This window comes from Thauera sp. AutoDN2 (assembly GCF_051280715.1).
In the GTDB taxonomy this organism is placed as follows: Bacteria; Pseudomonadota; Gammaproteobacteria; order Burkholderiales; family Rhodocyclaceae; genus Thauera.
The window spans coordinates 21,597-38,953 of the sequence record NZ_JBNCAR010000032.1 but is presented as its reverse complement, the minus strand read 5'-3'; the positions used below and the strand labels follow the sequence as shown (position 1 = coordinate 38,953).

The 17,357-nt window shown below is 66.4% G+C and carries 14 protein-coding genes and 1 tRNA gene; 8 read left to right on the top strand and 7 right to left on the bottom strand.

From position 1 onward, the window contains the following. Positions 1–89: 89 nt before the first annotated feature. Together ACPT9U_RS14800 and ACPT9U_RS14795 are read right to left on the bottom strand one after the other, a co-directional pair. On the bottom strand, positions 90–1,301 hold the full coding sequence (locus ACPT9U_RS14800) for a type II toxin-antitoxin system HipA family toxin (protein ID WP_435751472.1): 1,212 nt from the start codon (positions 1,299–1,301) through the stop codon (positions 90–92). Further along, a complete protein-coding gene (locus tag ACPT9U_RS14795; protein ID WP_353798765.1) occupies positions 1,298–1,675 on the bottom strand; it encodes a helix-turn-helix domain-containing protein in 378 nt (125 codons plus the stop codon). Before ACPT9U_RS14795 ends, ACPT9U_RS14800 begins: the two co-directional genes overlap by 4 nt. Before the next feature lie 479 nt (positions 1,676–2,154). Here ACPT9U_RS14795 and ACPT9U_RS14790 point away from each other — a divergent pair, with 479 nt between their 5' ends. Next, on the top strand, positions 2,155–2,418 hold the full coding sequence (locus ACPT9U_RS14790; protein WP_435751471.1) for a GNAT family N-acetyltransferase: 264 nt from the start codon (positions 2,155–2,157) through the stop codon (positions 2,416–2,418). A 237-nt stretch (positions 2,419–2,655) separates the two neighbouring features. Next, a complete protein-coding gene (locus tag ACPT9U_RS14785) occupies positions 2,656–3,672 on the top strand; it encodes a class I SAM-dependent rRNA methyltransferase (RefSeq protein ID WP_435751470.1) in 1,017 nt (338 codons plus the stop codon). Positions 3,673–3,721: 49 nt separating this feature from the next. On the opposite strand, the gene fdhE is transcribed toward ACPT9U_RS14785, so the two are convergent. From fdhE to ACPT9U_RS14770, 3 genes are all read right to left on the bottom strand, one after another. Next, the gene (gene fdhE, locus ACPT9U_RS14780) at positions 3,722–4,630 is read right to left on the bottom strand and encodes a formate dehydrogenase accessory protein FdhE (RefSeq protein WP_435751469.1); all 909 of its coding nucleotides are present in this window, start codon (positions 4,628–4,630) and stop codon (positions 3,722–3,724) included. A gap of 152 nt (positions 4,631–4,782) precedes the next feature. Further along, a complete protein-coding gene (gene pdxH / locus ACPT9U_RS14775) occupies positions 4,783–5,430 on the bottom strand; it encodes a pyridoxamine 5'-phosphate oxidase (protein WP_435751468.1) in 648 nt (215 codons plus the stop codon). Further along, complete coding sequence (locus tag ACPT9U_RS14770) at positions 5,427–5,666, bottom strand: hypothetical protein (RefSeq protein WP_435751467.1); 240 nt, start codon at positions 5,664–5,666, stop codon at positions 5,427–5,429. The genes pdxH and ACPT9U_RS14770 overlap by 4 nt, the downstream gene beginning before the upstream one ends. A 253-nt stretch (positions 5,667–5,919) precedes the next feature. Between ACPT9U_RS14770 and prxU the strand changes: the two genes are divergently transcribed. The 4 genes from prxU to ACPT9U_RS14750 all read left to right on the top strand — a co-directional run bounded on the left by prxU (position 5,920) and on the right by ACPT9U_RS14750 (position 10,315). Next, complete coding sequence (gene prxU / locus ACPT9U_RS14765) at positions 5,920–6,636, top strand: thioredoxin-dependent peroxiredoxin (RefSeq protein WP_435751466.1); 717 nt, start codon at positions 5,920–5,922, stop codon at positions 6,634–6,636. Positions 6,637–6,799: 163 nt separating this feature from the next. Beyond that, a complete protein-coding gene (gene selA, locus ACPT9U_RS14760; protein WP_435751465.1) occupies positions 6,800–8,212 on the top strand; it encodes an L-seryl-tRNA(Sec) selenium transferase in 1,413 nt (470 codons plus the stop codon). Next, positions 8,206–10,164 (top strand): selenocysteine-specific translation elongation factor, encoded by a 1,959-nt coding sequence (gene selB, locus ACPT9U_RS14755; protein ID WP_435751464.1) that lies wholly within the window; start codon positions 8,206–8,208, stop codon positions 10,162–10,164. The genes selA and selB overlap by 7 nt, the downstream gene beginning before the upstream one ends. Positions 10,165–10,218: 54 nt before the next feature. Beyond that, positions 10,219–10,315, top strand: a tRNA-Sec gene (locus tag ACPT9U_RS14750). A gap of 17 nt (positions 10,316–10,332) precedes the next feature. On the opposite strand, the gene ACPT9U_RS14745 is transcribed toward ACPT9U_RS14750, so the two are convergent. Beyond that, positions 10,333–11,064, bottom strand: coding sequence for a pentapeptide repeat-containing protein (locus tag ACPT9U_RS14745; protein WP_435751463.1), 732 nt, complete (start codon positions 11,062–11,064; stop codon positions 10,333–10,335). Positions 11,065–11,246: 182 nt separating this feature from the next. Then, on the bottom strand, positions 11,247–12,881 hold the full coding sequence (locus ACPT9U_RS14740) for a methyl-accepting chemotaxis protein (protein ID WP_435751462.1): 1,635 nt from the start codon (positions 12,879–12,881) through the stop codon (positions 11,247–11,249). A 417-nt stretch (positions 12,882–13,298) separates the two neighbouring features. On the opposite strand from ACPT9U_RS14740, the gene ACPT9U_RS14735 reads away from it, so the two are divergent. Together ACPT9U_RS14735 and ACPT9U_RS14730 are read left to right on the top strand one after the other, a co-directional pair. Then, the gene (locus tag ACPT9U_RS14735) at positions 13,299–15,569 is read left to right on the top strand and encodes a GAF domain-containing protein (protein WP_435751461.1); all 2,271 of its coding nucleotides are present in this window, start codon (positions 13,299–13,301) and stop codon (positions 15,567–15,569) included. Continuing rightward, entirely contained in the window at positions 15,566–17,350 is a 1,785-nt protein-coding gene (locus ACPT9U_RS14730; protein WP_435751460.1) for a putative bifunctional diguanylate cyclase/phosphodiesterase, read from the top strand. The genes ACPT9U_RS14735 and ACPT9U_RS14730 overlap by 4 nt, the downstream gene beginning before the upstream one ends. The last annotated feature ends 7 nt before the right edge of the window (positions 17,351–17,357 follow it).

The following is a 17,357-nucleotide window of genomic DNA, read 5'->3' as shown; positions in this document are numbered from 1 at the left end:
TCCTTGAATGCTTGTCCGTACCTGGCCACTTCTTTCTTCCGTTATCGCCCTCGGGTTTCAGATTCTATCGAGGCGACAACCATCTTGACCTAGAGGGCATCGCCGCGGGCAATGCCGGCCTGCCTAGCTAGGCTTTCCCACCCATCGACCGCAGAAGCGACCTCTTCGACAATCTGCTTGCCCCGTTCTTCAGTCAGCCCGTAGAAGGTTGCAGTGGTCAGAACTGTTTGTAGGCTCGGACGGTTGTCTGCGTCATCAATATTGAGGACGTGTTCTGCCTTGTCGATGTTCGGGTTCACGTCGAACGCCGGCGCCAAGCGCCAGCCTGTCGCGCCCAGCACGAACCCGTGATTGCGCAGGTGGTCGTCCCTGTTCCCAATTGCGACGTTGAAAGCCACCCTGCGGAATAGCTGCTCCAGGTCGGCATCCGCATGCGCACCGTCGCCCTTACCCCGAAGGAACTGGGCCAGCTCTAGGTAGCTTGTGCCCTCGCTCTGCTCCTTGCGTAGCAAGGTCATCGCGGAAGCATAAAACCGTCGCGTTCCGTTGGCACGGTCAAAACGCTGCACGCAAAAGGTGTGGAACTCATTGTTCAGGCGCACGGCCTTCGCGGCAGGAACATCCACCCCCGCCTTCAGCGCGAGACTGTGGGCCACGAGCTCCCAGGCACCGACATCCCGGTCGTCGTCTCGCGCCGGGAATTTGCCAATCCACAGGGAGCCATCCGCCTCCGTGAAGTTGGCTTTCGGCCGTGCGCCACCCAAAGATGCGCCAGGCGCAACCAACACGGACAGCCATTTGCGCAACGCGTCGAGGTCGTCGATGCGGCGGCTGCTCAGCTGATATGCCACCGCCTCCAGCTCGCGCAGAGTAGTGATGGGCGGTGCTGCCATCATCTCGTTGCCCAGGAATTCCTCAGTGCCAGCAAGCCGAAAGCGCAACGCCCCCTGCCGGGTGAAGTCCTGCACCCCGATGAGGAAGTCCCATGCGTACAGCGTCCGCGGCGTGCGTTTCTCGTCCTTGGCTTGCAGCGCCTCTCGCCGCTTCATCAGCGTCTGGCCCCACCGGTCAGGGGACGAGTCCAGGAAGATGCCGAAGTTGCCCAGCTCTGGCTTGGGAAAGAATGGCGCTTCGTCCAGCGATAGGTCAGGGTCAAGCGCGAACGCTCGCGCGTCGCGCAGCCACACGCGCTCGTAATGGAACCGAATCTGGCCACGGTCGTGTGCCAAGGTGCCGACCAGGCATGGCGGCCCCAAGTCGCAATCGAGCCAAACTTCCAAGGCGTTGGCTTGGGTGCTCATGACGCGCTCCCGGTGCCATCCGGACGGACGGCAGGAGTCGGCGGTTCATTTGTGGCAGCTCGACGGCGTCGCGGTGCTGACGCAGGCGCTTCGAGTGCCAAGTCTTGCAGCTTGCGGCCCACCTTGTCGTCTGCGGCTAGCGCATTGATGTCGGCCTCTAGACCCAGGGCCGCCATGACTCGCATGTAAGTGCCCAAGGTTGCTCCTGGGTCACCCGCCTCCACCTTGTAGAGGGAGGTTCTTGAGATGCCGGCCCGCTGAGCCACCACGGCGTTGCTCAGCTTTCGCCGCATGCGCGCGAGCTTCAGCCGCTCTCCCAGCTGGGAGAGCAGCCTCTGCTCCTGCGGAAAGACGATTGGTGGCTTGCGCGGCATTTCGCTATTATAGACAAACACATGATGTTTTGTCCATAATAGCGGACACGCTTAGAGGGTGGGGCGCATTACGTGTGGCTGCGATAATCAAAAACCAGTCGTTGATACGCCCGACCGTCGAAGGTCCGAATCGGGTAGTTCCAGTTGGCAGGATGGTTAAGCTGCCGTTCGCCGTCGCGTGACGCTCGAACGGCAGGTGACCAACACATCGCTGCTGAGTGCCCCCTTCGAGCTACCGGCAGTTGAGGTCGAAAAGTCATCCGGCATTCCGATGTTATGCGGCAGAACTGTTACCCCAAAATAAAGTAAGGCGTCTCACATGAGGCACAGCGAAATGTCATTGACCATATCTTTGAACGACTCATCTCGATGACATTGAGGTTGTCAAGCTCTACAAAGCAAACGCTTGGTCCTCTGCTGAGAAGCCAGGTCAGCTTCTTGCGGCACTTCGGAACTCCCATGCGCTGGTTACCGCTCGAGTGGGAGGCCGCTTGGTCGGTCTAGGAAATGCTATCTCGGACGGCCACCTGGTTGTGTACTTCCCGCACATGCTTGTGCCCCCCGAGTTTCAACGCCAAGGCGTCGGACGAGCGATGATGGGCACTCTGATGGAGAAGTACGAGGGGTTCCATCAGAAGATGCTTACTGCGGATGGAGAGGCCGTGGAGTTCTACAAGTCGATGGGGTTCGAGCGAGCGGGCAGAACAGAGCCAATGTGGGTGTACGCGGGCAATGAACACTGAGCTTCGCGAACCGAAGATGACGCCTAGCCCTTCCTTCGAGCGAACGCCTTACGGCGCTGCTCGGAATGCTGACGCCGAGAGTGCAGAGGACAGTTGTGCGGGACCGGCGATTGTTCATGTGCACCGCTGCGCAGAAGGCGCTGCACGGGCAGGGCGGCCGGATTGCGGCGCACCCTTCCAAGGATGCGCATCCGGCGCGCAGTCGGGCATACTGGCGCGCCCTGTGCTGGAACCGCCATGTCCTCCTCCCTCACCGACCTGCTCTCGGCCGCGCTTGCCGCCCGAGCGCCCCTGATTGAACAGCTGGCTGCCGAGCAGACCGATGCCTATCGTCTTTTTCACGGCACCGTCGAAGGTGCGCCCGGGGTCACGGTCGACCGCTATGGCTCGGTGCTGCTGGTGCAGACCTTCCACCGGCCGCTGACGGCCGAGCAACTGGCCGAGCTGGAGGCCTTCTACGGTGGTGCCCTGCCGGGCCTGCCCTTGGTCTGGAATGACCGCAGCGGAAAGAACTCCCGCATCGCCAACGCCCTTTCGCCGGAGCAGCAGGCTCTGGCCGAACAACTTTCGGAGTTCTCCGAGCTCGGCGTGCGCTACCGCTTCCAGGCCCGGCATGCGGGGCAGGATCCGTGGCTGTTCCTCGATCTGCGTGCGGCGCGCCGGCGGGTGATGCAGGAGTCGGAGGGCAAGTCCCTGCTCAATGTGTTCGCCTACACCTGTGGCGTCGGTGTCGCGGCGGCCAAGGCGGGCGCGCGTCATGTGGTGAATGTGGATTTTGCCGAGTCGAGCCTCGCGGTCGGCAAGGACAATGCCCGCCTCAACGAGCTACCGATCCGTGTGCGCTTCATCAAGTCGGATGCCTTCGCCGCCCTGCGTCAGTACGCGGGCATCGGTCAGCCGAAGGTGGTGCGCGGCAAGCACCTGCCGCCCTTTCCCGAGCTGGCGCCGCACCGCTTCGATCTCGTCTTCCTCGATCCGCCGCGCTACGCCAAGAGCCCCTTCGGCGTGGTCGACCTGGTGCATGACTACGCCGCGCTGTTCAAGCCGGCGCTGCTTGCCACCGAGGAGGGCGGTACGCTGATCTGCTGCAACAACGTTGCGCGTGTGCGGCGCGAGGACTGGCTAGACCAGCTCGACCGCAGCGCCCGCAAGGCGGGGCGCCCCCTGCGCGAGGCGGAATGGATCGCCCCGGAAGCGGATTTCCCCAGTCGCGACGACAATCCGCCGCTGAAGGTGTTGCTGCTGCGCGTTTAAGCGTCAGGCGCCCGTGCAATCGGGCGCCTGCGCAGCCCCGCTTGCCGTCTTACTCTCCGGCGCCGATGAGCAGGTAGTTCGGGCCGCTGCGCACGAAACCGGCGTCGTCCACCAGCATGTCCAGCGCCACCGAGGCCAGGTCGTCGGCGATCGGGTCGACCCGCGCGTTCGGGCCCTGGACGATGAGCTTCATGTAGCTCTCGCAGGCGCCGCAGGATTCGGCACGCGCGATGCCGTCGTCGCCATCGATCTCGTGCAGCGTGACCTTCTCACGGTCGCCGCAGGTGACGCAGGTGGCGTGCGGAACCTCCCATTCGGTGTTGCACAGGGTGCAGTGCACATAGCGCAGGCCGGCGGTGGGGCCTTCGCTGCGGATCACACTCACGACGGGGTGGCTGCCGCACACCGGGCAGGTGCTGTGCGCCTCCATGCGCGGCAAGGCCGTGGCGTCGAGCTTGCTGGCGACCGCGGTGAACACCACCTGCATCGCGGCAGCGATGTAGGGCAGGCGGTCCATGTCGGCGCGCTCGGGTTCGCCGTTGAGTAGTTTCTCGGCCAGCTTGTCGAGCTCTTCCGCGCTGGTGAGCAGGAGCGCGTCGAGGGTTTCCCGGGCGCCGACGGGTGCGTTCTCGAGCAGATCGCCGACGATGCTGCGCAGGATGTCGTGCCAGACGATCGGGCGCTGGAATGAGGCGACGCTGACCGGTGGCATGCGGTGCTTGCGTGCCAGTTCGAGGGTTTCCGTTGCGGGGGGCGCAAGGTCGGGCTCCGCGGCCTTCAGTGCCTTGTCCTGGGCGCGCGAAAGCCGGCCGAGGAAGGCGAGCCATTCGCCCAGGCCGTGGTGCAGCGCCAGTGCGTCGAAACGTTCTGCGCGCGTGAGGAAGATGCTCTCGGGATCGGGGAGGATGATCGCAGGGGCTTCGCCCGCGGTGTGTTGCGCGGTGGTCGGGGTGTTCATGGTTACTCGTGGATGAAAAACGGCCTCAATGATCGGTGCAGTGTTCTACCGAAGGCAAGGGAAAAGGCAAGGCCGCGCGTCCGCGCGTCCCAGAGTGGTGGTGGAGGCTTGGCCTGCCCGTGGCGGTGGCAGGGTCAGGACTTCGCCTGCAGTCAGGGCGCCAGCCGTTCTCGGGCCCAACTGCCATCGGTCTGCAGACGGTAGGCGATGCGGTCGTGCAGGCGTGACGTACGGCCCTGCCAGAACTCCCAGTAGTCCGGCACCAGGCGGTAGCCGCCCCAGTGCGGCGGCCGGGGCGGGTTGAGGCCAAATTTGAGGCCGTATTCCGCGGCGCGCGACACGATCAGCGTGCGCCCGGCGATGGCCTCGCTCTGCGGCGAGGCCCAGGCGCCGATGCGGTGTGCGAGCGGGCGGCTGGCGAAATACTCGTCGGACTCGGTCGCGGACACCTTTTCCACCCGGCCCTCGATGCGCACCACGCGCTCCATCTCCACCCAGTGAAACTGCAGTGCGGCAAAGGGGCGGGCTTCGAGTTCGCGGCCCTTGCGACTGTGGTAGTTCGAATACCAGACGATGCCGCGCGCGTCGTAGCCCTTGATCAGTACCGGGCGCGTCGAGGGGCGGCCATCCTCGCCCACCGTGGCCACCGTCATCGCATTGGGCTCGGGCAGCCCGCGCTCCAACGCTTGCGCGAGCCAACTCGCGAACTGCTGCAGCGGTTCGCTGGCCGAGTCGTGCTCTTCCAGCGTGCCCTGCTCGTAGCTCTTGCGCAGGTCCGATAGCGGGGTGTTGGTGCTCATGATGTCTTCCGGTCGCTTCCGTGTTGCGGGCTTTGCCCAGGCCCTTCGCTCGCAGTCAAGCGTAGCACGCCGAGCTGCGGTCCGCGCCTGCCGACCGGGACGAAGGTGCGCAGGGTAAACAACGCGGACGGATAGATCGCAGGGTGGCGCTCGAACCAGTCGTCGTAGGGTCTGGCGTGGGTTTCGAAGGGATCTGCCTTGGGAATGGTCTGAACTCGCTGGAGCTGTTCGGACATCGTATGCCTCGTGCGCTGAATCGGTGCCTGTGGCAGATGTCAGGGTGAACTTGGCAGCGTTTGGCGTGGATTGGCAGATTTTGCCCGATTTTTCTGCCGCTTTTCTCGCCGCTCGGGATTGATCCGTGGCGGGGCCGGGCGTAGGCTTATCAGCGGTAGCTTATCGACTACCGTTCAAACGCGTGTCCTGGCGTGGCTTTTTTCGATGCAGCACGAAAGGCCGGTCACGCCTTGGCATGGCATGGAGGTGCATATGGAAGAGCAAAGCGCTTCGTGCGCACGAGTATCGGGTTCGGTACCCGATGCGCCTGTCGAAACAGGGCCGGCTCCAGCGGACTCTGCCAGTCAGAAGGAGGTGCCTTCAATGGTCGCTCGCGTCGGGCAGAAAGCCCCCGATTTTGCGGCGCCCGCTTACTACCGGGGTGGCTTCACCAGCGTGAAGCTCTCGGACTATGCCGGTAAGTGGGTGATGCTGTGTTTCTACCCTGGTGACTTCACGTTCGTCTGAGCAACAGAAGTGTCTGCGGTCGCAGCGCAATATGATGCTCTTCAGGCATTGGGTGTAGAAGTATTCTCGGTCAGCGTGGACAGCCATTTCGTCCACAAGATCTGGAACGACGAGGAGTTGTCGAAGATGGTCGACGGCGGCGTGCGTTTCCACATGCTGTCCGATCAGGCAGGCAACATCGGACGCGCTTACGGCGTCTATGACGACGCGCAGGGCATCGAGTTGCGTGGCCGCTTCATCATCGACCCCGATGGTGTGGTCCAGGCCATGGAAGTGATGACCCCGCCCGTGGGCCGCAAGCTTGCGGAAACCGTGCGTCAGGTGCAGGCCTTCCAGCACGTGCGGGCAACCGGCGGCGCGGAAGCCACGCCGGCCGGCTGGGAGCCGGGTAAGCCGACGCTGAAGCCGGGTCCCGACCTGGTCGGCAAGGTGTGGAAGGTGTGGAATCCGTCGATGGAGTGATCCATCCCGGCCCCGCCTTTCGGAGCACCCGAGGACCCCGCCCCAGAGGCGGGGTTTCCGCTTCTGCACCCGGGCGGATGCTGCACAAGCTTGTCTTTCATCGACCGACGGTTTTTATGCCGGTCTTTCGTTGCTAGCACCTCGCCGATCGTTCATTCGAATCATGACTACAGCCTCCCTCGCTTCCCTGCCGTCCGTCGATCGCCTGCTGGCCGAGCCCGCCCTCGTCGAGCAGGCCCAGGCCTATGGCCGCCACGTCGTGACCGATGCCATCCGCACCGAGCTCGCCAGCGTGCGCGAGGCCATCCGCGCCGGCGCTGCGCTTCCGGATGCCGGGGCGCTGCGCGATGGCGTCCTGCATCGCATCGAGGCCGCCAGCCTGCCCAGGCTGCGGCGGGTGTTCAACCTCACCGGCACCGTGCTGCACACCAACCTGGGCCGCGACACCCTGCCCGAAGAGGCGATCGCCGCCATCGTCGACGCCGCGCGCCACCCCTGCGCGCTCGAGTACGACCTGGCCTCCGGCGGACGCGGCGACCGGGACGATCTGGTCGAGGAGCTCCTCGTCGAGCTCACCGGCGCCGAGGCGGCAACCGTGGTCAACAACAACGCCGCGGCGGTGTTCCTGCTCCTCAACACGCTCGTGCAGCGCAAGGAGGCGATCGTCTCGCGCGGCGAACTGGTCGAGATCGGCGGCGCCTTTCGTGTCCCCGACATCATGAAGCGCGCCGGCGCGAAACTGGTCGAGGTGGGCTGCACCAACCGCTGCCATGCACGCGACTTCGAGGAAGCCATCGGCCCGCGTACCGCGATGCTGATGAAGGTGCACACCAGCAACTATTCGATCGAGGGCTTCACCAAGGAGGTGCCGCGCACCGAGCTCGCCGCGATCGCGCACGGCCACGGCCTGCCCTTCGTCGAGGATCTCGGCTCGGGCACGCTCACCGGGCTAGAGGCCTGGGGCCTGCCGCACGAGCCCACGCCGCGCGAGGCGATCGCGGCCGGGGCGGATCTGGTCACCTTCTCCGGGGACAAGCTGCTCGGAGGCCCGCAGGCCGGCATCCTGGTCGGCCGGCGTGAGCTGATTGCGAAGATCAAGAAGAACCCGCTCAAGCGCGTGCTGCGTGTGGGCAAGATCACCCTCGCCGGGCTGGAGGCGGTGCTGCGCCTGTATCGCGACCCAGACCGCCTGGCGGAGCGGCTCGAGAGCCTGCGTCTGCTCACCCGCGCGCAAGGCGAGATCCTCGCCCAGGCCGAGCGCCTGCAGCCCGCGTTTGCCGGTGCGCTCGCCGCCTGGCCGCTCACCGTGACGGTCGAGCCGATGCGCTCGCAGATCGGCTCGGGCAGTCTGCCCGTGGACCGGCTGCCGTCGGCCGGCCTGGTATGCCGGCCGCAACGCAAGGGCGGCACGCTGAACCGGCTCGAGAAGGCGCTGCGCAGCCTGCCGGTGCCGGTCGTCGGACGCATCGCCGACAACGCGCTGTGGCTGGACCTGCGCTGCCTGCGTGCGGAGGATGAGGCGGCCTTCGCCGATCAACTCGCGCGCCTTGGCGGCGGAGGTACGCGCGCATGCTGATCGGTACCGCAGGCCACATCGACCACGGCAAGACCACGCTGCTGCGCGCGCTCACGGGCATCGACACCACCCACCTGCCCGAGGAGAAGGCGCGCGGCATCACCATCGAGCTCGGCTACGCGTTCGCGCCGCTGGACGAGGCGGCGGGGGTGGATGCGGCGCGCACGCTCGCCTTCATCGACGTGCCCGGCCATGAACGCTTCATCCCCACCATGCTGATGGGCGCGAGCGGCATCGACTTCGCGCTGCTCGTGGTGGCGGCCGACGACGGGGTGATGCCGCAGACGCGTGAACATCTGGCGATCCTGCACCTGCTCGGCATCGCGCGCGGCGCGGTGGCGCTGACCAAGTGCGATCGCGTGCCGCCTGCGCGCGTCGCCGAGGTCGATGCCGACATCGCGGCGCTGCTCGCCCCGACTTCGCTCGCGGGCAGCCCCGTGTTCGCGGTGTCGGCGCTGAGCGGCGAGGGCATCGAACCCTTGCGCGAGCACCTCCGCGCGGTGGCGCGCGAGGAGTCGATGCAGCCGGCCGATGCCGGATTCCGTCTCGTGGTGGACCGCCGCTTCGCGCTCGCTGGCGCAGGCACGATCGTCACCGGTACCGTGCATGCAGGCACGGTGCGCAGCGGCGACACGGTGCTGCTGGCGCGTGCGGATGGGCTGCGTCGCGCGCTGCGCGTGCGCGGGCTGCGCGTCAATGGCCGCATCTCGGAGTCTGGCTCGCAGGGCAGCCGCTGCGCGGTCAATCTGGCCGGCATCGACTACGGCGAGGTCGAGCGCGGCGACTGGCTGCTCACGCCGCAGGCTGCCCGCGCCACCGATCGCATCGACCTGCGCCTGCAGCTACTCCCCGATGCGCCGCGCAAGCTCGGCCAGTGGTCCAGCGTGACACTGCACCATGCCGGCGGACACGTCATGGCGCGGCTGGCGCTGCTGGATGAGGCGCTCGAGGCCGGCGGGCTCGCGCCGGGGGCGAGCGGCCTGGTGCAGGCGGTGTGCGACCGGCCGCTGTTCGCCTGCTGCGGCGACCGCATCGTGATCCGGGACGCAGCGGGCAGTAAGACCCTGGGCGGGGGCAGGGTGCTCGACCCCTTTCCGCCGGCGCGCCACCGTCGCCGCCCCGAGCGTCTCGCCATGCTGGCGGTGCTCGAGACCCCCGAGCCCGCAGCCCGGCTCGCGGCGCTGCTCGAGCGCGCACCCCTCGGTCTCGACCCCGAGGAACTCGCGATCGCACACAACCTGCCGGGTGCGCGCATCGGCGAACTGCTGCCCGATGCCCGCCATGTGGCGACGAAGGCCGGCGGACGCATCTTCTCGCATGCGGCATGGGGGGCGCTCGGCGAGAGCGTGCTTGCGCGCCTGGCCGCGCACCACGAACACTTCGCCGACGAGCCCGGGGTGGAGCGCGAGCGCCTGCGGCGGATGTGCGCGCCGCAGCTGCCGTCCGCGGTGTTCCTCTCCCGCCTGGAGGCGCTGCTCGACGACGGGCGGCTCGTGCGCATGGGCTCGTACTGGCACATGCCCACGCACACCGTCGAGCTCGGCACCGCGGACCGCGAGCGCGCCGATGCGATGCTGGCGCACCTGCTGGCGGGCGAATACGACCCGCCCTGGGTGCGTGATCTCGCCGCCCTGTGCGCGCTCGAGGAGGGCGCCACGCGCAGCCTGTTGCGCCGCGTGGCGATGCGGGGCGAGATCTTCCAGGTGGTGCGCGACCTGTTCTATCCGTGCGTGACGGTGGCGCGGCTGAGTGCGATCGCGACCGAGCTCGCTGCGGCCAACGAGGGGCGCATCCGCGCGGCGGACTTCCGCGACCGCATCGGGGGCGGGCGCAAGCGCGCGATCCAGATCCTGGAGTTCTTCGACCGCGTCGGCTTTACCCGCCGCGTCGGCGCGGGACACCGCCTTGCGCACGTGCTGCGCGGCGAGCCGCCCGCATGGGGGGAAAACTGATGCGCAGGCGGCCGAAGCGCGGCCTGCGAGGTTAGAATCCGCTCACGACACGACGGAAGAGAGGCGTTCCCCGGTGGGGCGACTGGTCTTCAAAACCAGGTGGGGCCGTCAGCCGGTCCCAGGTGGGTTCGACTCCCATTCTCTTCCGCCATCCGCTCCAGCGTGCGCTCAGCGCGCGCTGTCGAGTTGTTCCTTGAGCTTGGCGGGCATGTTCTGCGCGCCGGCGAAATCGCTGCCTTCCAGATCGGCGTGGCTGAAGTCTGCGTCGGACAGATCTGCATTGCGGAACACCGCTTCCGGGATCACCGCACCCGAGAAACGTGTGCCGCGCACCTTGGCCGAGGTGAAATCCACCGCCTCCAGGTTGGCGCCCGTCAGGTCGGCTTCGGACAGGTCCGCACCCTGCAGCTTCGAGCCGTCGAGGATGAAGCGCAGCCCATAGATCTTGCGCAGGCTGGCCCCGGTGAGGTCCGCGCCCGGCATGTGCACGTCCTTCATGAACGCACCCGTAAGATCCGCGCGCGGCGCCCGTGTGCCCACCAGCATGGCGCCGAACAGGTTGGCGCCTTGCAGGTTGGCGTCGCTGAGGTCGGCATCGTTGAATTTGGCGTGGAACAGGTTTGCGCCGGCAAAGCTCGAGCCCTCCAGGCGTGCGCCAGTGAAGTTGGTCCACTTCGCCATCGCCTTGTCGAAGCGCGAACCCTTGAGCTGTGCGCCGTTGAAGCGCGTGTTCTCCAGCACCGTACCGGAGAAATCGTGGCCGCTCAGGTCACGACCGGAAAAGTCGCAGTTGCTCAGGTCCTGGCGGGGCGCTGGCGTGGCGCAGTCGCCCTTGGGCGGAGTCTCGGCCAGCGCGGTGAGGGACGCGAGCATGAGCAGGGCGGCGGAGAGGGTTTTCATCGAGGCGCTCCAGCGATAGCGATACAGGCAGGCCCATAGGGCCGATAGCCCGGCATTCTAGCGCGCCGTCTCCACCTGGCGCGCCCCCATGTGCGCTTGTCTGTAGTGGAAGCTTGCAGGCCCGCCTGTGGCCGACCGCAGCGCCGGCGGCGGCTGCGGCGGGCACGGGCGCTGCAGGGGGCTCAGATGGCGAATTGACCCACCGCCTTGCGCATCCGCGCGACGGAATTGTCCAGCCGCTCCACGGCTGCGCTGGTCTGACTCACCACACTCGCATTCTGGTCGGTCATGTCCGCGACCTGTTCCACGCTTTGCGCCATCAGCTGCATGGCATTGCGCTGCTCGCTTGAGGAGTGCGTGATCTCGTTGACCATCTCCAGCGTTCGCGACATCTGCGCGTCGATCTCGCGCAGCGCCTCCTCTGCCTGGCCAACCAGCTTGACGCTGTCTTCAACGTGCACGGCGCCGGCGCGCATGCCCTCGACGGCCTGGTGGGTGTCGGCGCTGATCGAGGACACCATTTGACTGATGTCGAGCGTGGCCTTGGTCGTGCGTTCGGCGAGCTTGCGCACTTCGTCGGCCACCACGGCAAACCCGCGACCGGCTTCGCCCGCGCGAGCCGCTTCGATGGCCGCGTTGAGTGCGAGCAGGTTCGTCTGATCGGCGATCTCGCGGATCACGTCCGTGATACGCGAGATCTCGATCGACTGCTCGCCGAGCAACTCCACCCGCGCGGCCGAGGCCTTGACGGTGTCGGCCAGCGTTCGGATGGAATGGACCGCCTCTTCGGAGAGCGCTGCACCGCGCTTGGACGACTTGCTCACCGACGCCGCCGCAGCGTGCGTCGAAGAGGCATGCTCGGCGACCTCGGCGATCGAAACCGTGATTTCCTCGATGCCCGCCGCAGCGGTCTGGGTTGCGTCCGCCTGCTTGCGTGCGGACTTGTCGACGGTGACGACGCCGGAACGAACCTCGCCCGACACGTCCGCGACGCCCCGGGCGGTGTCTTCCATGCCCTGAATGGTCGCCTGCACCGAGGAGATGAAGCGATCGGTCTTGCGTGAGATCCGCCCCAGGGCGTCGTAACGTGCGAGGCTGAAGCGGTGGCGGAGGTCTCCGGTGCTGAGCACCTTCCGCAGGAAATCGTCCAGTGCGACGAGATCCCGGTTCAGTCTTGGCATGCTGCCAAACAGCATCCACAGCGCCCAGGGCAGCGTCAGGGCGCCCAGGCCCAGCATCAGGTCGCCTTCGAATGGGACGGCGACGAGCGGAGTGAGAACGAGCAGCGCGGCCATCAGCACCATCAGCAGGCTCCCGCCCAGGGTCTGCACCCGGACGTCGTTGAACCGCGCCCACACCGACAGGCGCGCCGGGATCACCCGTCCGTGCTCGATGCGGATGGAGCGATCGCCGTTGCGGAGGCGCTTGTACGCCGCTTCTGCTGCGGCGACCTGTTCGCGCGAGGGGCGGGTCCGCACCGACTGGTAGCCGACGATCTGGCCGTTCTCACGGACGGGGGATGCGTTCGCCACTACCCAGTAGAAGCCACCATCGCTGCGGCGGTTCTTGACCAGCCCCTGCCATGGCCGTCCCGCCTTCAGGTCCTCCCACATATCTGCGTAGGCCTCGGGAGGCATGTCGGGATGGCGGACGATGTTGTGTGGTTGCCCGACCATCTGCTCCAGGGTGAAGCCGCTGATGTCCGCGAAGGCCTTGTTGGCCTCCACGATGATGCCCTTCAGGTTGGTCTGGGAGTAGATGAACTCGTTTTCGGGCAGGAGGGTTTCGACGTTGGTGACTGGCTGGTTGTTGCGCATGGTGCTCTCTTATTGATCTTGGGAATGTCCGGACCGCTTGCAGCCGCTCTTCCTGCCGGAGACCGGCAGGGAAGAAGCTAATGGAAAACTCTGTAACAAGTCTATCTTCGGCATGATAGGAACAAACTTAAGGAAAATTAAATATATTTGTATAGTGGCAAATTTCTTAAAAATGATTAACCCGAAGTGGGCGGCAGGCTATCAAGCGGGTGTCGCTTCCCCGGTCGGGGGCAACTTTCGGTACTGCCAACCACGACACGCTTACGGCGTGTCCACCTGCTTCCGAAGCAGACTTTGTTGGTAGAGTGACGCGGATTCTTCGCACAGATGGGCAGGCTTCGGGCTGGGACGCGGCTTCGAGGACGGTGGATGACCTTCCGCTCGGCCGCCCCGAAATGCTCACCTTCAGGACCCCGGATGCCGTCTGCCCCTTTCCCCGAGAATGAAACCGCGCGCCTGGCTTCGCTGCAGTCGCTCGATATCCTCGATACCTCTCCCGAACCGGCCTTCGACAATCTCACCCGGCTCGCCGCCGGTCTGTTCGGCGTTCCGACCGTACTGGTGTCCTTGGTCGATCGCGATCGGCAATGGTTCAAATCGCGGCTGGGTTTGTGTGCGACCGAGACGCCGCGCGATGTCGCGTTCTGCAGCCACGTCGTGTTCCTCGACAGCCTTCTGGTCGTGGAGGACGCCCGGCGGGATCCCCGCTTTGCAGACAACCCGCTGGTCGCCGGCGATCCGGGCCTGAGGTTCTATGCCGGCGCGCCCATACATTCCGAGGAAGGACATGTGTTGGGGACGCTGTGCCTGATCGACTACCAGCCGCGCGACTTCGATGAAACCGCCCGGGGGCGGCTGCGCCAGCTCGCAGACCAGGTGGAGCACCTCGTTCGCCTGCATCAACGTACCAACGAGTTGCGCACGGAAGCGCGCAAGACGCTCGCCATCACCGCGCGCTACCAGACGATCAACGAAGGTGCGGCCGTCGGAATCGTGCGCATCGACGGCTTGGGGCAGATGCAGGAGGTCAACCCGCACGCTCGGGACATGCTCGGGTACGGCATGGCCGAGCTTGCCGGGCGGAACGTGAAGATGCTGATGCCGCCTGAGATCGCAAGCGAGCATGACGGCTATCTCGCGGCCTACATCGCGAGCGGAAAGACCCGGTTGCTGGGCAAGGCCCGCGAAGTCGAAGCCCTTCACCGCAATGGAGAAGCAATTCCGGTTCAGCTGGCCTTGAGCGAAGTGGCCTGCGCGGATCCCGATTGCCCGCCCGAGGCGCGGGAGTTCATCGGCATTCTCACCGATCTGCGCGAGATCAACGCCGTGCGCGAGCGCCAGGCGCGCGAGCATGCGCTGCTCGAGGTGCTACACCGCGGTCTGACCGACTATCGCGCGCTGCTCTCGCAGAATACGCTCTGGAGCTTCCTGAAGGAGGCGCTGCGCGCGCTCACCGGCAGCCGATATGCGCTGATTGGCGAAGTGGTCCCCAAGGAGGGTCTGCCCGCGCTGAAGATCCACGCCATCACCGACCTGTCGTGGAACGACGAGACGCGCGCGCTGATGCAGCAACTGAGCAGCGGCGACATGATGCTGACCAATCCGCAGGGCATGCTCGGGCAGGTGTTCGCCGGGGGCAAGGTGGTGCTCAGCAACGACATGGCGACCGATCCGAGGGGTGGGCGCCTGCCCCCCGGGCACCCGCCGCTGCACAGCTACCTCGGCGTGCCGATCATCGACCGCGGCGAGGTGATCGGCATGTACGCGATCGCGAATGCCGAAGAGCCCTACGACGATGCGCTGGTGAAGTGGCTGGAGCCTTTCACCTCGACCTGCGCGCTGCTCATCAACCTCTATCGCCAGCTCGATGAACAGCGTCGGTTCACCGAAGAGCTGCGCATCGCGCGCGATCAGGCCGAGCGCGCCAGCCAGGCCAAGACCGAGTTCCTGTCTTCGATGAGCCACGAGCTGCGCACGCCGCTCAACGCCATCCTGGGCTTCGCCCAGCTTCTGCAGAACGGGCGCCAGCCGTTGACCGGGCGACAGGCTCGCCACGCCGGGCACATCGAGCGCAGCGGGCGCCACCTGCTCAGCCTGATCAATGAGGTGCTCGATCTCGCACGTATCGAATCGGGGCACATGCAGGTTTTGCTCGAGCCGGTGGCGCTGTGCGATGTGCTGGAAGAGACGGTGGAGAGCATCCGCCCGCTGGCAGCGCAACAGGGTGTCGCGCTGCACATGCCCGCCCCAGAGGCCTGCCCGCTGCAGGTGCAGGCCGATTACGTGCGGCTCAAGCAGGTGCTGATCAACCTGCTCAGCAACGCCATCAAGTACAACCGGCCGGAGGGGCAGGTGTGGGTGGAGTGCGTGCGCACCGGGCCGCTGGTGCGGATTGGCGTGCGCGACACCGGAATGGGGATCGAGGCGGACAAGCTCGGGGAGCTGTTCCAGCCGTTCAACCGGCTCGGTGCGGAGTCGGGCGAGGTGGAAGGAACGGGCGTTGGCCTTGCGCTGACCCGCAAGCTCGTGCACCTGATGGGGGGCGAGATCGGCGTGGAAAGCGTGGAGGGCGAGGGGAGCGCGTTCTGGTTCGAGCTGCCGGCCGCCGACCTCGGGGACGAACGCTCACCCGATACACCTGGAGTGCCCAGGGGGCGGCAGGGCACGCATGCGGACGCGGTGAAATGACGAATCTCAGCGAGGAATCCATGCCGTTCAAGGAACGCTACGCAGACGCCGACATCCTCGTCGTCGATGACAACCTGGCCAATGTAGAGCTCCTGATCGGGCTGCTCGAGGACCAAGGTTATGACCGGCTCGAGGGCATGACCGATCCGCGGCGGGTGGAAGCCCGCGTGCAGCGCCAGTGCCCGGACCTGATCCTGCTTGACGTGCGCATGCCCTGGCTGAGCGGACTGGAGATCATGGAGCGGCTGCGCGCGTTGCCGCGTGAACAGGCGCCGGCGGTGATCGTGCTCACCGCGCAGATCGACGAGGAAACACGCCACCGCGCGCTGGAACTCGGGGCGCAGGACTTTCTGATCAAGCCCTTCGACCATGTCGAGGTTCTGCAGCGCATACACAATACCCTGGACCGGCACTGGCTGATCAAGGAGCGTTCGCAGCGCGCCGTGCTGCTCGAGGGGCTGGTGAAGGAGCGCACGCGCGCACTTGAGGCGCTCTCGCGCGAGGACCCTGTGACGGGGCTGCCCAACCGCCGCGCCTTGCTCGAGCATGCCGAACGTCTGCTGGCGGAGGGTCGCAATCCCGGTGTGCTGTTCATCGCCATCGGTGGGCTGGATGACATCGCACGCCTGCATGGTTACGTCATCTCCGACCGGCTCGGCATGCAGCTCGCTCAGCGCCTGCGCCCCTTGCAGGCGGACGCAGACGCGATGCTGGGGGTCTGGAACAGCTCCGAGTGGGTGCTGCTGACGGATCACGCCGGCAGTGATGATGTGCATGGGGCGCTTGGCGAGACCGTGCTCGAGCATTTCGCCACGCCCTTCGAGGTGGAAGACATGAGCCTGCAGTTGCGCGCCAGCATAGGTCGCAGCGCAGGCGCCGCCGCGGGGTCCGCGGAGCACTGGATCCGCAGGGCGGCGCTGGCGCTGCCTGCGCGTGACGGCTTGTGTCAGGCCTACTCGGCCGAGCTCGAGGAGGCGCTCCGCCGTCGCACGCGCATGGCCCACGCCCTGCGCCACGCGATCGCGCGCGGAGAACTCCACCTCGCCTGTCAGCCCAAGGTCGACCTGAAGACGCGTACGGTGTGCGGGGCCGAGGCGCTGCTGCGCTGGAACAGCGCCGAGTTCGGCCCGGTGTCACCGGCGGAGTTCATTCCCCTCGCGGAGGCCAGCGGCGAGATCGTCGCGATCGGCGCATGGGTGATGCACGAGGCGATGGATCTGCTCGCGCGCTGGCGTCGGCAGGCGGTGGTGCCGCCGGACTTCAGCCTCGCGGTCAACGTCGCCAGCGTGCAGCTGATGCGCCCCGAGTTCGCCCACGAAATCATCGCGGCTGCGCAGGCGCGCGGTGTGCCGCCCGCGCTGCTCGAGATCGAGGTCACCGAGTCGGGCCTGATGCAGGACATGGCGCTGGCCATGACGCAGCTCGAGACGCTTGCGCGCACCGGGTTCGGCATTGCGATCGACGACTTCGGCACGGGTTACTCCTCGCTCGCTTACCTCAAGGCGCTGCCGGTGTCGGTACTCAAGATCGATCGTGCCTTCATCCGCGACCTGCACACCAACCCGCAGGACCAGCGCCTGACGGGCACGGTGATCGACATGGCGCGGCACTTCGGCTTCCTTACCGTGGCCGAGGGGGTCGAGAACGTGGAGCAACTCGAACGCCTCGCGCACATGGGGTGCGATGTCGTGCAGGGCTTCCTGTTTGCGCCGCCGCTTGCGGAGGAGGCGCTGCTGCGCGCCGTGGCGAGCGGGTTTGGGGCGTTCGGGACAGCGGGCTGACGATCTC

What these genes read in the sequence shown, in the direction of transcription:
- ACPT9U_RS14800 (WP_435751472.1), bottom strand. Translation starts at nt 1,301, where the DNA reads ATGAGCACCCAAGCCAACGCCTTGGAAGTTTGGCTCGATTGCGACTTG.
- ACPT9U_RS14795 (WP_353798765.1), bottom strand. Translation starts at nt 1,675, where the DNA reads ATGCCGCGCAAGCCACCAATCGTCTTTCCGCAGGAGCAGAGGCTGCTC.
- ACPT9U_RS14785 (WP_435751470.1), top strand. Translation starts at nt 2,656, where the DNA reads ATGTCCTCCTCCCTCACCGACCTGCTCTCGGCCGCGCTTGCCGCCCGA.
- fdhE (WP_435751469.1), bottom strand. Translation starts at nt 4,630, where the DNA reads ATGAACACCCCGACCACCGCGCAACACACCGCGGGCGAAGCCCCTGCG.
- pdxH (WP_435751468.1), bottom strand. Translation starts at nt 5,430, where the DNA reads ATGAGCACCAACACCCCGCTATCGGACCTGCGCAAGAGCTACGAGCAG.
- ACPT9U_RS14770 (WP_435751467.1), bottom strand. Translation starts at nt 5,666, where the DNA reads ATGTCCGAACAGCTCCAGCGAGTTCAGACCATTCCCAAGGCAGATCCC.
- selA (WP_435751465.1), top strand. Translation starts at nt 6,800, where the DNA reads ATGACTACAGCCTCCCTCGCTTCCCTGCCGTCCGTCGATCGCCTGCTG.
- selB (WP_435751464.1), top strand. Translation starts at nt 8,206, where the DNA reads ATGCTGATCGGTACCGCAGGCCACATCGACCACGGCAAGACCACGCTG.
- ACPT9U_RS14745 (WP_435751463.1), bottom strand. Translation starts at nt 11,064, where the DNA reads ATGAAAACCCTCTCCGCCGCCCTGCTCATGCTCGCGTCCCTCACCGCG.
- ACPT9U_RS14740 (WP_435751462.1), bottom strand. Translation starts at nt 12,881, where the DNA reads ATGCGCAACAACCAGCCAGTCACCAACGTCGAAACCCTCCTGCCCGAA.
- ACPT9U_RS14735 (WP_435751461.1), top strand. Translation starts at nt 13,299, where the DNA reads ATGCCGTCTGCCCCTTTCCCCGAGAATGAAACCGCGCGCCTGGCTTCG.
- ACPT9U_RS14730 (WP_435751460.1), top strand. Translation starts at nt 15,566, where the DNA reads ATGACGAATCTCAGCGAGGAATCCATGCCGTTCAAGGAACGCTACGCA.